At 39.0% G+C, this 13,136-nt stretch carries 19 protein-coding genes, 1 other RNA gene and 1 riboswitch; of the genes, 3 read left to right on the top strand and 17 right to left on the bottom strand.

Translation table 11 applies throughout. The features are described from left to right. Positions 1-47: 47 nt before the first annotated feature. The 3 genes from ACJROX_RS15840 to ssrS all read right to left on the bottom strand — a co-directional run bounded on the left by ACJROX_RS15840 (position 48) and on the right by ssrS (position 2,347). Positions 48-926 carry an NAD(P)-dependent oxidoreductase gene (locus tag ACJROX_RS15840; RefSeq protein ID WP_408006181.1) on the bottom strand — a complete coding sequence of 293 codons (879 nt, stop codon included), beginning with the start codon at positions 924-926 and terminating at the stop codon, positions 48-50. Between the two features lie 103 nt (positions 927-1,029). Continuing rightward, the gene (locus ACJROX_RS15835; RefSeq protein ID WP_408006180.1) at positions 1,030-1,905 is read right to left on the bottom strand and encodes a 5'-3' exonuclease H3TH domain-containing protein; all 876 of its coding nucleotides are present in this window, start codon (positions 1,903-1,905) and stop codon (positions 1,030-1,032) included. 257 nt (positions 1,906-2,162) lie between these two features. Further along, positions 2,163-2,347, bottom strand: a non-coding RNA gene (ssrS, locus tag ACJROX_RS15830) — 6S RNA. Positions 2,348-2,639: 292 nt separating this feature from the next. Beyond that, positions 2,640-2,725, top strand: a riboswitch (cyclic di-GMP riboswitch). Positions 2,726-2,756: 31 nt separating this feature from the next. Here ssrS and ACJROX_RS15825 point away from each other — a divergent pair. Together ACJROX_RS15825 and ACJROX_RS15820 are read left to right on the top strand one after the other, a co-directional pair. Then, complete coding sequence (locus ACJROX_RS15825; RefSeq protein WP_408006179.1) at positions 2,757-2,900, top strand: anti-repressor SinI family protein; 144 nt, start codon at positions 2,757-2,759, stop codon at positions 2,898-2,900. 73 nt (positions 2,901-2,973) lie between these two features. Further along, a complete protein-coding gene (locus ACJROX_RS15820) occupies positions 2,974-3,306 on the top strand; it encodes a helix-turn-helix domain-containing protein (protein WP_408006178.1) in 333 nt (110 codons plus the stop codon). 32 nt (positions 3,307-3,338) lie between these two features. Here ACJROX_RS15820 and ACJROX_RS15815 read toward each other — a convergent pair whose 3' ends face one another. From ACJROX_RS15815 to ACJROX_RS15775, 9 genes are all read right to left on the bottom strand, one after another. Further along, positions 3,339-3,650, bottom strand: a complete 312-nt coding sequence (locus ACJROX_RS15815; RefSeq protein WP_408006177.1) for a helix-turn-helix domain-containing protein — start codon at positions 3,648-3,650, stop codon at positions 3,339-3,341. Between the two features lie 31 nt (positions 3,651-3,681). Then, a complete protein-coding gene (locus tag ACJROX_RS15810) occupies positions 3,682-3,933 on the bottom strand; it encodes a hypothetical protein (RefSeq protein WP_408006176.1) in 252 nt (83 codons plus the stop codon). 18 nt (positions 3,934-3,951) lie between these two features. Next, the gene (locus ACJROX_RS15805) at positions 3,952-4,557 is read right to left on the bottom strand and encodes a class D sortase (protein ID WP_408006175.1); all 606 of its coding nucleotides are present in this window, start codon (positions 4,555-4,557) and stop codon (positions 3,952-3,954) included. A gap of 5 nt (positions 4,558-4,562) precedes the next feature. Next, positions 4,563-5,255, bottom strand: a complete 693-nt coding sequence (locus ACJROX_RS15800) for an LPXTG cell wall anchor domain-containing protein (protein WP_408006174.1) — start codon at positions 5,253-5,255, stop codon at positions 4,563-4,565. 116 nt (positions 5,256-5,371) lie between these two features. Then, positions 5,372-5,968 (bottom strand): TasA family protein, encoded by a 597-nt coding sequence (locus ACJROX_RS15795; RefSeq protein WP_408006173.1) that lies wholly within the window; start codon positions 5,966-5,968, stop codon positions 5,372-5,374. A 79-nt stretch (positions 5,969-6,047) separates the two neighbouring features. After that, positions 6,048-6,620, bottom strand: coding sequence for a signal peptidase I SipW (gene sipW, locus ACJROX_RS15790; protein ID WP_408006172.1), 573 nt, complete (start codon positions 6,618-6,620; stop codon positions 6,048-6,050). A gap of 14 nt (positions 6,621-6,634) precedes the next feature. Next, positions 6,635-7,249 carry a hypothetical protein gene (locus ACJROX_RS15785; protein ID WP_408006171.1) on the bottom strand — a complete coding sequence of 205 codons (615 nt, stop codon included), beginning with the start codon at positions 7,247-7,249 and terminating at the stop codon, positions 6,635-6,637. A gap of 357 nt (positions 7,250-7,606) precedes the next feature. Beyond that, complete coding sequence (locus ACJROX_RS15780) at positions 7,607-7,750, bottom strand: hypothetical protein (RefSeq protein WP_408006170.1); 144 nt, start codon at positions 7,748-7,750, stop codon at positions 7,607-7,609. A 233-nt stretch (positions 7,751-7,983) separates the two neighbouring features. Beyond that, complete coding sequence (locus tag ACJROX_RS15775; protein WP_408006169.1) at positions 7,984-8,115, bottom strand: hypothetical protein; 132 nt, start codon at positions 8,113-8,115, stop codon at positions 7,984-7,986. Positions 8,116-8,213: 98 nt separating this feature from the next. Between ACJROX_RS15775 and ACJROX_RS15770 the strand changes: the two genes are divergently transcribed. Then, positions 8,214-8,474: a DNA alkylation repair protein gene (locus ACJROX_RS15770; RefSeq protein WP_408006168.1), complete on the top strand. Its 261-nt coding sequence runs from the start codon at positions 8,214-8,216 to the stop codon at positions 8,472-8,474. A gap of 28 nt (positions 8,475-8,502) precedes the next feature. Here ACJROX_RS15770 and ACJROX_RS15765 read toward each other — a convergent pair whose 3' ends face one another. The 5 genes from ACJROX_RS15765 to ACJROX_RS15745 form a co-directional block, all read right to left on the bottom strand. Then, positions 8,503-10,035 carry a hypothetical protein gene (locus tag ACJROX_RS15765; RefSeq protein WP_408006167.1) on the bottom strand — a complete coding sequence of 511 codons (1,533 nt, stop codon included), beginning with the start codon at positions 10,033-10,035 and terminating at the stop codon, positions 8,503-8,505. 119 nt (positions 10,036-10,154) lie between these two features. Further along, complete coding sequence (locus ACJROX_RS15760; protein ID WP_408006166.1) at positions 10,155-10,403, bottom strand: hypothetical protein; 249 nt, start codon at positions 10,401-10,403, stop codon at positions 10,155-10,157. Between the two features lie 108 nt (positions 10,404-10,511). After that, positions 10,512-10,862: a hypothetical protein gene (locus ACJROX_RS15755; protein ID WP_408006165.1), complete on the bottom strand. Its 351-nt coding sequence runs from the start codon at positions 10,860-10,862 to the stop codon at positions 10,512-10,514. 181 nt (positions 10,863-11,043) lie between these two features. Then, positions 11,044-11,553 carry a hypothetical protein gene (locus ACJROX_RS15750; protein WP_408006164.1) on the bottom strand — a complete coding sequence of 170 codons (510 nt, stop codon included), beginning with the start codon at positions 11,551-11,553 and terminating at the stop codon, positions 11,044-11,046. A gap of 322 nt (positions 11,554-11,875) precedes the next feature. Next, positions 11,876-13,132 carry a peptidase gene (locus ACJROX_RS15745; protein ID WP_408006163.1) on the bottom strand — a complete coding sequence of 419 codons (1,257 nt, stop codon included), beginning with the start codon at positions 13,130-13,132 and terminating at the stop codon, positions 11,876-11,878. Between the last annotated feature and the right edge of the window lie 4 nt (positions 13,133-13,136).

Genomic DNA, 13,136 nt, shown 5'->3' with positions numbered 1-13,136 from the left:
GCTTAAAGAACTTTGCTATGACAGCGCCTTATTTAAGAGAGGCTTTTTTACTGAGTTTGGTACCATTTGATCAAAGCTTGAGTCCCGCAGTCTTCCTCTCCTTTTTCAGCCAGGGATTTATAAAGTGAAAGCGATAATTCCAATCCAGGAGTTGTCATCCCCATTTCTTTAGCTGACTCTAAGGCAATGGTCATGTCTTTGATGAAGTGTTTGATATAGAAGCCAGGCTTGTCATCCTCTGCGATCATCCGAGGAGCCAAGTTACTCAACGACCAGCTTCCAGCAGCCCCTGTCGTAATGCTTTCTAAAACTTTTGTTGGATCAAGCCCTGCCTTTTCCGCATAGACGATCGCTTCACAAACGCCGATCATATTGGAGGCAATCGCGATCTGGTTGCACATTTTCGTATGCTGGCCTGCGCCTGCTTTTCCTTGTAGGATGATATTCCCCCCGATCACTTCAAAAATCGGCTTGACTGCCTCAAAGACTTCCGGATCTCCACCGACCATGATGGCAAGTTTACCATTTCGAGCACCGATATCCCCGCCTGAAACCGGAGCATCCAATGCGAAGATTTTATTCGTCAATGCTTGTTCATAGATTTCTTTGGCAAGCATCGGGCTTGATGTCGTCATGTCGATGACGTAAGAATGAGACTTAGCATTTTCGAGGATTCCGTTTTCTCCGAAATAAATTTCTTTTACATCATGCGGATAACCGACCATCGTTATAGTGATATTCGATTCTGAAGCAAGTTCCGCTACTGAATTTTTCCACACCGCTCCTGCTTCCAGGAGTTCTTCGGCTTTTGACTTGGTCCTCGTATGGACCAAAACCTCATAACCCGCATCAAGCAAGTTTTTTGTCATGCTTTTTCCCATTACCCCTGTACCGATAAATCCGATCGTCGCTTCTTTTATATCCATATTGCCCTCCTTGCGATCTGAAAATTCTTATAATTATAATGATAGCCGAGGTTGTTTTCTTAGACAACTAAAAAACCCCGCTATATTAAAGCGAGGTTTCATCTTACATTCTAACACGCAATTCGAGTCGTTCCACTTCTCCTCTTAATTTGTCGCGATCCAGTCTCAGGGAGAAACCATCCCATGGTGTTTCTTTCAAGATCCCAATCTCCGTATCGATGGTGACCAGCTCTTTACTTAAAAATGCCATTTCACGCCCAGCCGCAATCTTTTTCAAATAGCGTTTGAAGATCGGATCAAGTTCCTCCTCTTCGTAAATCGCTTCAACCGTTCCGTATTGCTGGATCATCGGCAGTGCCGCCTTTTCACCGACACCATGAACACCGGGAATGTTATCACTTTTGTCACCTAACAATGCTTTCACATCGATCCACTGAGCTGGCGTAATCCCGTATTCATCGGTAAAATGTTTGAGGGTATATGCATTTTCTTCTTTTTTCTTAGCAATGATTTGCGAAACTTTGTTGGTAAGAAGCTGAAGCAAGTCGCGATCATTACTATAAATAAAACACTCCCCATCCATTTCCTCTGACCACCGGCGCGACAACGTTCCGATGATATCATCTGCTTCGTATGGACTGATCGTCAATTGAGTTACCCCGACGATATCGAGAAGCTCGGTTATCGTATTGTATTGCTGGATCAAAGGCTCCGGCAATTCATTGCGCGTATCCTTATAATCTGGAAAGCGCTGACGACGCAGCGTTTCTTCTCGCTTCACGTCCCACGCAATCACAATATGCGAAGGGTTGTACATCTCGATCAGGTTTAATAGCTTCTGCACTTTAACCCGAAGCGCATTCGTGTATAAACCCTGGCTGTTTTTCGTCAGTTCATGATCTTCACGGCCGTAACTTGTCGCAAAATAACATCGGCTCAACAAATTGAAACCATCAATTATGATAAAACGGTTTTCCATGTTCCCATCCCCTTTTCCCGTCAAAATCCTTTTACCATTGTAGCATAAAAGAAAAGCGTAAGTGCCCCTGTTTAGCCAAGAAGGTCACTGGAAGTCCAACGAGGAGGCTGTCGCCGCCGCAGTAGGGCTGAAGTGATTCAAGTGGCTGGGTGCTGGAGCTAGACAGTGTTTCTATGAAATTTTATACTTTCTTAATTCTTAAAAAAGAAAGCTGGCTCTCGAGTTTGCGTACTCTTGGAGCCAGCTTGTTTTAATATGTAATCCCCGCACTTGCCGTGACACTTCATGACTCATAAACCCACATTAGTAGGTGGGTACCCGCATCAATCCGTTCGTCTTCCGCTTCCGAAGTTGCGGCATGACGTCTAGATCGAGATATAAGGTTCCCTTTGTCATGTCATCGGTTTAAGACATAAACGTGTCACTAACAATGCAGGAACTTAATTATATCGAGGAATAGTTTTTTTGTAAAGTTCGATGCTATTCTTTTATAAGTGTTATTTTTCGGAAAGGATTAGGTAGTACAACTGATCGTAATAGAACAACAAACTTTTCTAAATAAAACTTTTATCACATTTTTTTGTATATCTTTTCCTTGTAAGCTCGCACATTCAGGTACTTTGTCGTAATTTTTTGAAGTTTTGACAAAATTAGAACTTATTTTCAGCGTAATCCTACAACCTTTGTATTATGCAACATCTATTATATAAGTATTATCTGGGCACAATACCCTCCTGTTCAAAAGGCAAACCCATCGAAAGGCGGGGACGCAAAGTCACAGATCTAAGGTATTCTTTACTACGATGGCTGGTCTACCAAGAGGAAGTATACTTTGTAGGGGGAATGTATGAGTGGAAAAGCTTCAAGATCGAGAAAAATTGGATGTTGAATGGATTGAATTAATGAAGGTCGCAAAACAAGTTGGTTTGACGAAGAATGAAATAAGGGATTTTATCGGAAAATTCCCAATAAAATCCTTGGAGCAAAAGGCATAAACCCGCATACATAAGCTATTTTTTCAGATTGTTTATGGTATAATTGAATTAATTATACTAAAGGAGTTCACAAATGATCGGGGATCGTCTTAAACACTACAGAAATCAAAAAGGGATGTCATTGTCCGAACTTGCTGATAGAGCTGGAGTCGCGAAATCCTACTTGAGCTCAATTGAACGCAATCTACAAACCAATCCTTCTATCCAATTCCTAGAAAAAATTTCTAATGTATTGAATGTTCCTCTAGACAGTTTATTGCATGACTCTGTTGATGTTGAGTCTGACGATCTGGACCAAGGATGGATGAAACTAGTACAAGAAGCTATGGAATCCGGAGTATCGAAAGAAGAATTCAGAAGTTTCCTAGAGTACAACAAATGGAAAAAACAACAAGACAATAATTAAGCACCGCAAACATTTACTGTTTAGCAGTGCTTTTATTTTGCTCCAAGTTTCATGTCTTTTTGTTGAAAAATGAAGTTACGAATCTCTTTCCTTGATAAACCTAGCTCTATAGCCTCTTTCATAAGTTTTAACCACTCTGGATCTACGAATAACTCCTCCAGTTCATACAAATCCAAACCTAGTTCCTTCGAAACCCTCATCATTTTAAAGAATGAGGGGTTTTGTATTTTTCCATTCTCTAAATTTAATATGTAAGCTTCGGTAATTTGTACACGTTCAGCTAGTTCAATGACCGAAATTTGCCGCTCTAACCTTGCATCCCTAATCTTGCTCCATAAGTACATCTGTAGGATCCCACCCTCTAATAGTTCATTGTTATGTTTTAATATCAATCAACGTACCTACTTTTAATTCCCTAAATAGAATTTCATCATCCTGAATGAAGATCTTAAGGTTTCTATTTTTCTGTTCTAGTTTTTCGATTACATATTTCGTGTATGAATACGGGCACTTTCCCATCACGTGGTTATTGATTGAAATTTCGCCGATGTCGTCATTATGGTATTTAAGACTGATCTTTCGGTTGTTGATATAAGAGATATAATCACCATTCAATCTGCGAATCATGGGTAAACCCCCTTTTCTTTATGGATTTTTAAGTGTCCCTTGAACTATCAAGCGGTGAGTAGGATCTTTCATCGGGTCACAGGTAATGAGAGTAACAATGTTTTCGGAAGGATCTAATTTTAGAACAGAAGTGTCTTCTGGAAGGACTCTAGTTAAGTCATATACGATATATGTGTATGTTTTTTCTTTTGTCTTTATTATGATTTCATCACCGGGCTTCACTTCGTTTAGACGGTTGAAGTCTTTCCCGTACGTATAACTGCGGTGTGCAGCGATAGCAGAATTCCCTGCCTGACCTAAGGGAGAAGTCCCTTCCAAATGTCCTGCACCTTTCTTTAGATTAGATAAGGTAGCTCCTTCTAAAACTGGTAATTTGACATCGATTCCAGGAATCTCAACCATACCAACCAATTCACCACTAGAAGGAGCCTTTGTACTTTCCGTATCTGAAGCATAAACCGTTGATAACGAAGTGAAACTCTGTTCAGCTTTAAATGAGTCTGCTTGATTCCACTCTTCAAGTAACTGATCCTGTTGATAGAGGCTGTGTTGTGACTTTAGGAAAGGAAAGATAGTGATTCCGACACCGATGAGAAATATGAAAAATCCTAGAAGCAATCTCATAATGACTACCTTCTTAACCGGATTCGAGGTCGATCACGATTCAAGCGTTTACGCATGATACCGACACCTAAACCAGCTAACATGATTCCAGATAAGTAATACCAAATTGGATTGGATTCTCCTGTTTGTGGTAAGCGTCCATCTTTAGATGGAGGTGTCTTTTCATTTGGTGAACCACCTTCACTTGGTATTTCAGTATCTTTTGGAGGCACGGATTCTTTGTTACCTTCAGCAGTAAAAACTAAATCGAACGATGTATCTAACCCTTGAAATTCATTTCCAGATTCAGGTGGGAAAGTGACAGTGACAACGAACTCTTCACTATTGTGATGGGCTAGCTCCCGTTCAGCTAAACTTCCAAATTTACTAAGTTTATCTTGAAATAAAATATGACCGTCTTGATCTTGAACTTTCATTTCTAACTGTTCATAAAGTTTTTCAGATCCCTCTTTAAACTTTGCCAATGTGTTGTATTTAAAATCTACATTTCCATCGTTTTCAATAATAATTTTTCGTTCTGCCCAATCCCCTGGTTTTAAGTTTTTAATATCAAACAAATAGTTAGCAGGAGAAGTACTTATATCTATCACTGAAGGACTCTCGTCAGCACCAGTATTCATGACAGGCTGATAGAAAACATTCACTAACATGACTACGCTATATATCATTACTAATTGTATTAGTATTTTTTTAACCATTATGACAATGACTCCTCTATAATAATTTTATATTGGATAAGGAGTTTCTCATTTTTCATACTAAATAATAGGAAGGTGGGATGATCCCACCTTCCCATCATTCAAGAATATTGAAGTTATCTTTCTTCACCATCAGTTTGGTTACCAGTAAATGTCCATTGGAGATTCAATGAATCTTGTTGGAATTCATTCTGATCACTACCATCATCAACAAATTCAAATTGCACGTAAAGTAAATCACTAGAACCTGCCACTAACCCTTCGCTACCCCATCTATCTCCGAAGATATGCTCCCATGTATCTTTTACTGCTTCAGGAGACATCGCAGATAGCTGAGCGAGAGTAGTTGAATAAACTGGTACGTCTAACTTATCAACATTAAAGAGGAAATTAACTCGAATATGCTCACCCAAATCACGAGTGTTATTGGATCCATGATCATTAACAGTATAAGCATTATCTAGGACAACATTCTTAATATCCAATGTACCGCCGTTAACAAGTTCCAAAGAACGAATCATAGTATCTCCAGGCTTTAAGTTGTCTACATCAATGATTGTGGTTGGATCAACTGATAGATCTAATTTACCTGCCGCAAAAGTATTACTTGCTGCGGCTGTGTCACTAAAGTATGCATAAGTCCCTCCCCCAACTAATGCTAATCCTAGTGCTGCTGATGCTACGCCCAAACCTAACTTCTTCTTAATACTCATATTTTCCCTTTTCCTCCTTCACCCACTTGGGTATGTAAAGTTTTTATTTTGAATCCGCAATAGCGGAAATTCAACACAACTAATTACTTGATGTGGTACCAGACTCTTCTTTTTTGGGTACCTCAATTTCTCTAATTGCTTTCAAGATCGAGTAAGCTGAATATATTATCAACAGTACTCCTGGTAGGATTAACAGTATGGCCGTACCGAGCTTTGAATTTGCAAAGTTCATAAAGTATCCTAGAAAAGGAATGTTGAAACCGTTATATTTACCGACAACGTTTTTTGATAGTACTGGATTTAGATCCACTCCATCATTGTTGTCTCCTTTTGTGATGTACTGTACATGGTTCTCCGTTTTTTTAACCTCAAAAATTCTATGAGTTATTAATTTTTCAGCATCTTCCTTAAAGGTAATGATGTCATCCTTTTTTAAAGATTCCTTATTGACCGACGGATCGATTATAATAACAGATCCAGTATCAAATGTAGGTTCCATCGATCCAGATAAAACTGATTTTAGTTGATAACCGAAGAAATTCGGTTCCCCACCCGAAGCCTTTGTACTTACCACCATGAAAATCATCACAATGAATACTGCAAATAATAACCATGAGGTAATGTTACTGATCCATTTTAAAACTGTTTTCATATGCATCACTCCGTTTATTCTGATTTATCAGTTGATTTAGCTTTCTTTTCAACTTCTTGATTTGCTTCTTTTTCACCATTTTCATTTTCTTTATTTTCTGGTTCTGATTTATTGCTCGTTGTTGTTGCTTCTTCAGTCTCTGTTGAAGCCGAATTAGCTGGTGTATTAGATTCTTCTTTTACGTCATCAGATTGATTACTAGTATCTGTTTTTGTTTCAGTCTCATCCGATTTACTATCTGAACTTTCCTGTTCCGTATCTTGTTGCAGTTCTTCAGTGCTTGAATTATCGGTATTGTCTTTTTCTTTACCTTTTTCTGAACAAGAGGCGCTGGTGTGATCATCACAATCATCATTGTTATGTCCTGGATTGTCTGGATCTGTATGGTTCCCAGTATCCTCGTCACCATTTTCCGGTCCATTTCCTATCCCCGCATTATCTTTACAGATTTCTTTATGGGATTTTTTATAAGTTTTATCTGCGCAAAAATCAATTGCTGCTGTTATCGTTCCATTTACTTGACTTGAATCGCTAAAGAATGAATAAGTATTCTGAACGGTAAAACCAAATAGGAAGAAAATAAAAAGCATTAATGTGAAATTAAGGATTAGTCTAAATTTTTTCTTCAATTTATTTGGCGAACTCCGCGTTCTTCTTTTTCTACTAGGTAGTTCAAGCAACCATTTCACCTACTTTTCTGATAGGTTGGAAATTTAATGTTCTTTTTAAAGAACGTTAAATGATTGGATTATATACCTATATAACGAACGTGAAAACCTGTGGAATCAGTCATATTGTTCGTTTTAAAGAAATTATTCTTAAATTACCTTCCTATTCCTTTAATTTTCTTACTTTTTCAACTTTTTTACTATTTCTTTTAAAGAACTGGCCTAAATACATACATCATTTAAAATAGGTTACGTTCTTTAAAATGAACATAATTTCATTAAAAAACTTGATGATCGGCCATCAAGTTTAATAAGGGGTTATTTCGTTACTGTTTTTAACTTTACTTCATGTATTGCTCTGAGGAAGATTTGGACTTCTGCTTTGATAGTCCAAGCTTTTTGGCTTCGGAGGATCAGTGCAACCCATTCTTTGTCTATGCTTTCGATACGGGAATCGTTCATTCAACTTTTATGTTTCTGCTTAAAATGAATTTCTTTCTAGTTACTAAAAAGATAAACAAACAAAAAACCCCATCTTTAAACAGATCGGGTCGGTTGCACTCGTAACTCCACACATTTCCAAGTGTCCACTTTTGAAATGCATTTCACTTGTCTCCCACCAATACGTTTTACTCAGTCTTATTATAATACGTCTTTTTACCTAAACTAACACTGTTTTTCGGAAAATTACAACATTATTCACTTTGCATCTTTTTAACTTCGCTATCTGCATAGTTTGGTATGTCGGCTGCTTTTGAGCGTTCTTCCATCTTTTTAGCATTGTTGTTGCGTTGTGCGTTGGCGTTCCCTTTCTTTTGTCTGCCCATCATTCAACCCTCCTGACTTATGTTTTTTCTTAGTATGGACCATTTGCTGTTCATAATTCTTTTTTTCTTGGTCATTCTAAAGATAGGAGGTGTTCGTTATGAGTGGACCTTATTTATGTCCAGGCTGTAAAACAAATCGAACCCGCTTCAATGTGATTGAACAGATTCCAAAAGGTGTAAAGCTGGATCCGCAATCTGGTGATGTCGTTGAGGAGTTCTCCAACGATAACCTGGAAGTGTTTCATATGCCTTACCAGGGCTCGCAATATCGTGTTCAATGCGGAGCTTGCGGCTTGATTGATAACGAGGAAACGTTTCAAGCTCGTGCACGGTCATCACAAAACCCATTTTTATCGTAGAAAAAAGCACCCGTAAAAAAGGTGCTTTTTAATTCTTTAAATTAACTGTTAGTTCATTTTCATCAAATTCGATATACCTTGGTATATTCAACAATCTTATATTTATTTCATCAAGTTGATCGAAATCCTCTTTTTCGATACCGAAATATTGTTCCTGGGCGAACCTATCTTCATCTGATTCAATCCAATGAGAGTACTCCCCCCGTGACTTTACTGATTTGCCATTTTGATCTGTAACTTCATAGAACGCTTGTGCTTCCCCATAAAAAGGAGTGTCTGGATTCTCTTTTCGAAATTCTAGAAATTCCGTGTAATTATTTAAATGAAGATTTTGCATCTCCTTATTCGCTTTTATTGAAATGAAAAATCCATATTCATATTCCCTTGGTCCATGAACATTCTTACCTAATTTCGTCAACTTGAATTCAATCCCATTCACCTGGCCAATTTCACGATTAATTTCAATACTGTCTGATCCTGCCTCTATTTGGTTACGAAATTCTTTTAGATCTTCTGGAGTAATGGCATGCGATAATTCTTCATCAGTCGGAAATGAACCACCTAAAATTTTCAAGTTAATTTCCTCAGTATCTAAAAAGTTCATCTGTTGATAATGCGGTAGCCCGATAAACCGTTGACCATCAGGACCGGATTGGAGTGGAGCAAAGTCTATATGATCATTGTATTTATAATTTAATCTTGTGAATTCGTAAGGGGAATCCAAGTCCACGTTCAGCTGGCTGAAATGCAGCCTCATTTCGAAATCCGTGAACGTAATTTTCGAATCTTTCCTTAAAGTTACAGTTTCATTGATCGGCTTCTTTTCTAATAACGGGTTCCAGCTTTTGAAATCATAATTAACATAGAGATCATCGATCGCATAGGATTTTTCACTATTATTTTTAGTTTTTTGGATTAATTGGATGTCCCCTAATTCGAATTTATTTATATTTGTGATGGCTTCTGCATTGTATGTATGGGCTTGTTGGACTCCTATCCACTTAGAAAATTCTTGATGTTTTTTTTCACTAAATTCAGGTTCAAGCCATGTACGGCGATATAGGCGATTTTTATAAACGACACCATCATGATGCCAAAAGGTGGCTCCTGGCTGGTTTCTACTTCCCACCGCCAGTTCAAATGGCTCTTTTCCATCCAAATGATAGGCCAATCGATTCACTTTCAAGAATGGGATATCTTCCGGGTCTTCATCAAATGGTGATAAATCCAGACTGTATGTTACCAGTAGACGCATGTCTTCGTTCCATACAGAGTCAACTCTGAACTTACGCTGTTCCTCTAAGATATTCACTTCAACATCATCGATTTCCGTCATAAGGTCATATTTATCAATCAGTTCGAATTCTTCAGGATTGTAATTTGGGACAATTTTACTTAACTTCTCTTTCAGTTCACTTTCATTCTCGGCAACATCGAATTTTTCCTTATCAACCGCAAATGAAGATCGTTCTTTTTCCTGGAACTTATCGGTTATAAAAATGAATGCTATCAAAATCAAGATAACTGGGATGATTTTGATGTATTTACTTTTTCCTTTCATCATTTCCCCCTCACAACGGTTTAAGCTTACAATCAGTCTATTTTTTTAGTGGTATCGTGATTTCTTCAGCATTGAATTTTACCGGCTTTGAAAAATGGAACATCCGGAATGACAATCCGTCAGACTCCATGAAATCGGCTGTTTCGATTGCGATTTCGAATGAACTCTCCTTTGGAGTAGAGTGTCCACTGATTCCAAGTAACTGAACAGGACTCACCTTTGTCGTTTTTGACGTCGATATAGGCATTGGATTCGATCCGTTTAGATTCTTGGCTCTGTTCTTTTTGCATATGGACACCAAAATAATCGCGGAACCAAAATTGACCATGATCTTCCCCACCACTTTCCATCGTCACAAAAATTTTCACGAAATTTTGATCTGAATTTTCAAAATCCATACCGTTTAATTTGAAGGATAGTCCGCTGGACAAAGTCCCAATATCCCGATGGAAATCCAAAAATGATGAATCGGTCGTCTACTGATGTTTGAAATCCGTAATATCATCTTGAGTGATTTCGAATTGAATTTCTTCATCTGTCGGGATCATTGCACCATTGAATTTTATTTGCAATTCGACTTTGGAATTGGTCTCGTCAGCCCAGAGGTATGTTTCCCCTTTTTCATCATAGTAAAGTTCAGACCAGTAGTCCCTTCCGTTGAATTGATAAGAATAATTGGAGAATCGTTTCTCATCGGGTTTCACATCAACATACAGGCGATTTTGGTGTAGAAGGATTTCGAGCCGTTTTAAATCTAATTCATTTTCTTCATCTAGTGATAAAGTGTGATCGATCTCAATGGTTTCAAGGAAATTGTTTTTCTTCATGAAACTCATTTTGGATTGACACATCTTCGAGTGGTTGCTTTAGGCCGCTATCATTCAGTTGAAGTGTAGAAAGCGTTATGTTATTGACTTCTTGTAAGTTCTTTTCGAATACCTCATGTTTATCTTCAGTCTTTGAATCGCTCCAACTCAACACTTCTTCATAAGCATCATACAGCCTTGGTTAAATCCATATGCTACGATACATCCTGTCGTTATAAACGAAACCGTCGTTGGTGTAACGGGTACGGTTTTCAATCTCGTTCGTACTATAAAAATCGGCAGGGATGTCAATCGATTTTCCATTTTGATGATGGAGAGTAAGTCCCCCAACATCGAGATACGGAACGTCTTTCGGGTTCTGATCCGGAAGCAATAGATTCGCACTATATAAAAGGTAAACCTCATGATTGTTGCTCCAAGCTTCATGAATCTGGACCGTGCGTTTACTTCCCATCACAGGTATGGTTTTATTATCAAACGTTTGTATCAAGCCATGTTGTTCGGCTTTCTTTAGTATCTCCATACCATAGCCTGAAGTTGTTTGCTCATATAATTTGACCTCTTCATATGTATCAACGACGGTGAAATCCTTCTCATCTGCATTTCCAGTGACGTTCTCTTGTTTTTGTATATGTTCACTTATAAAAAGAAATCCCGCTAAGACCAATAGGATAGGGATGATCTTTTTCACTACTATGTTTCTATTGATTTCTTTCTACCCCCTCCTTCATCATACTACCATAAATACTATTTTTTAGGAGTATTCATCTATATTTTCTAGTATTCTTCAAATTAAACGCTTTGTTAATGTCATTGTTGATTTATGCAAATTTCCCTCCCTTTCCGCGGGCGATCCGCTAGCCTCCTCGCTCGTTCCTCGCTGCGGGGTCTCGCATTTCCCGCTGGAGTGTCGCAAATTTCGCTTTAGAAAGTTTCCTAAAAAAATATCACTCTTTAAAAAAGGCAAATTAAAAAAACCTCACCTGCGTAAGATGAAGTCTTTCTAAATCGTATCATTCACCGCCGCACCAGTCGTAGATGACGAGGGCAAAAATTTCCGCTGCCTGGAACACTTTTTTAAGCTCGATATATTCATTCGGGTAATGGGCATAAGCGGTTACACCAGGTCCAAAGACGATTGATGGCGTGTTGCCGACTTGTGTCAACAGGCCGCCGTCTGTCCCCCAGGGTGAGGCTTCGATTTCTGGTTCAGTTCCGAGTACCTCTTTAAATCGATGTTGTAAAATCCCCATCAGTTCGTGTTCTAAATCAATTGACCCCGGAAGCCATTGTGCACCGAACCATTCGATTTGGACAGGATGTTTTTCAAACCATTCGTCTTCAATATTTCTCATCGCATCTTCAAACTCCGCCTTCACATCTTCTAATGTTTCCTGTGGACCGACTCCGACACGACCTTCTATTAAAATTTCATCCGGTACAGACGATGGCCAGCTGCCGCCCTGGATTTTACCGATGTTGATCGGCAGCGGGATCGGTGTTTTCGCATAAAGCGGGTCGTCCACCCGGTCATTGCGTACTTTTTCAAGCTTTTGGATCGTCTTGATGACAGGCATCGCTTTTTCAATCGCACTGACGCCCTCATAACGTGTACCGCCATGTGCCGACACACCGAACACCTTCAAGCGGAACCACATGGATCCTTGCTGTTTCGGGAAGATTTTCATGTTGGTCGGTTCAGGAACGAGGGCTGCATCTGCTGTATATCCTCGTAATACAGCTGCAAGCGTCCCTGCCCCGCCGCTTTCCTCTTCTATGACACTATGAAAAAGGACATCACCTTTCAGCTTGACCCCTGACTCTTTCAAACATTGGATCGCGAGTAAAAGAGAAAGGTTACCGCCTTTCATGTCGGTGACGCCTCGTCCATACATTTTTCCATTTTCAATATGACCGCTGTAAGGATCATAGTCCCATTGATTGAGATCCCCTGCCGGTACGACATCGATATGACCGTTAAGAACGATCGATTTCCCGCCGCCTGTGCCTTTCCAGGTTCCGACTACATTCGGACTTTTAGAAAAATCTGTTCTTGTTGCACAAAAATATGAATGATTCAAGAACTCATCTTCATACGGAATCCAATAATCGACTTCAAGACCTAATTTTTCAAGATGATCCCGGACTAACTTCTGGACACCTTCTTCGTTTTCTTGAACACTACCTTCTTGGACTAGCTTCTGTAGCAATCTGGTTGCTTCATCTTTGTTATGGTCGATCCACTGTTTCACTTTCGCCTGCAACACCAATCGC

Origin of the sequence: Pseudalkalibacillus sp. A8, from assembly GCF_045920555.1 — a bacterium.
GTDB lineage: Bacteria > Bacillota > Bacilli > Bacillales > Fictibacillaceae > Pseudalkalibacillus.
The sequence above is the reverse complement of the archived record's forward strand: the minus strand, read 5'-3'. Positions and strand labels throughout refer to the sequence as shown.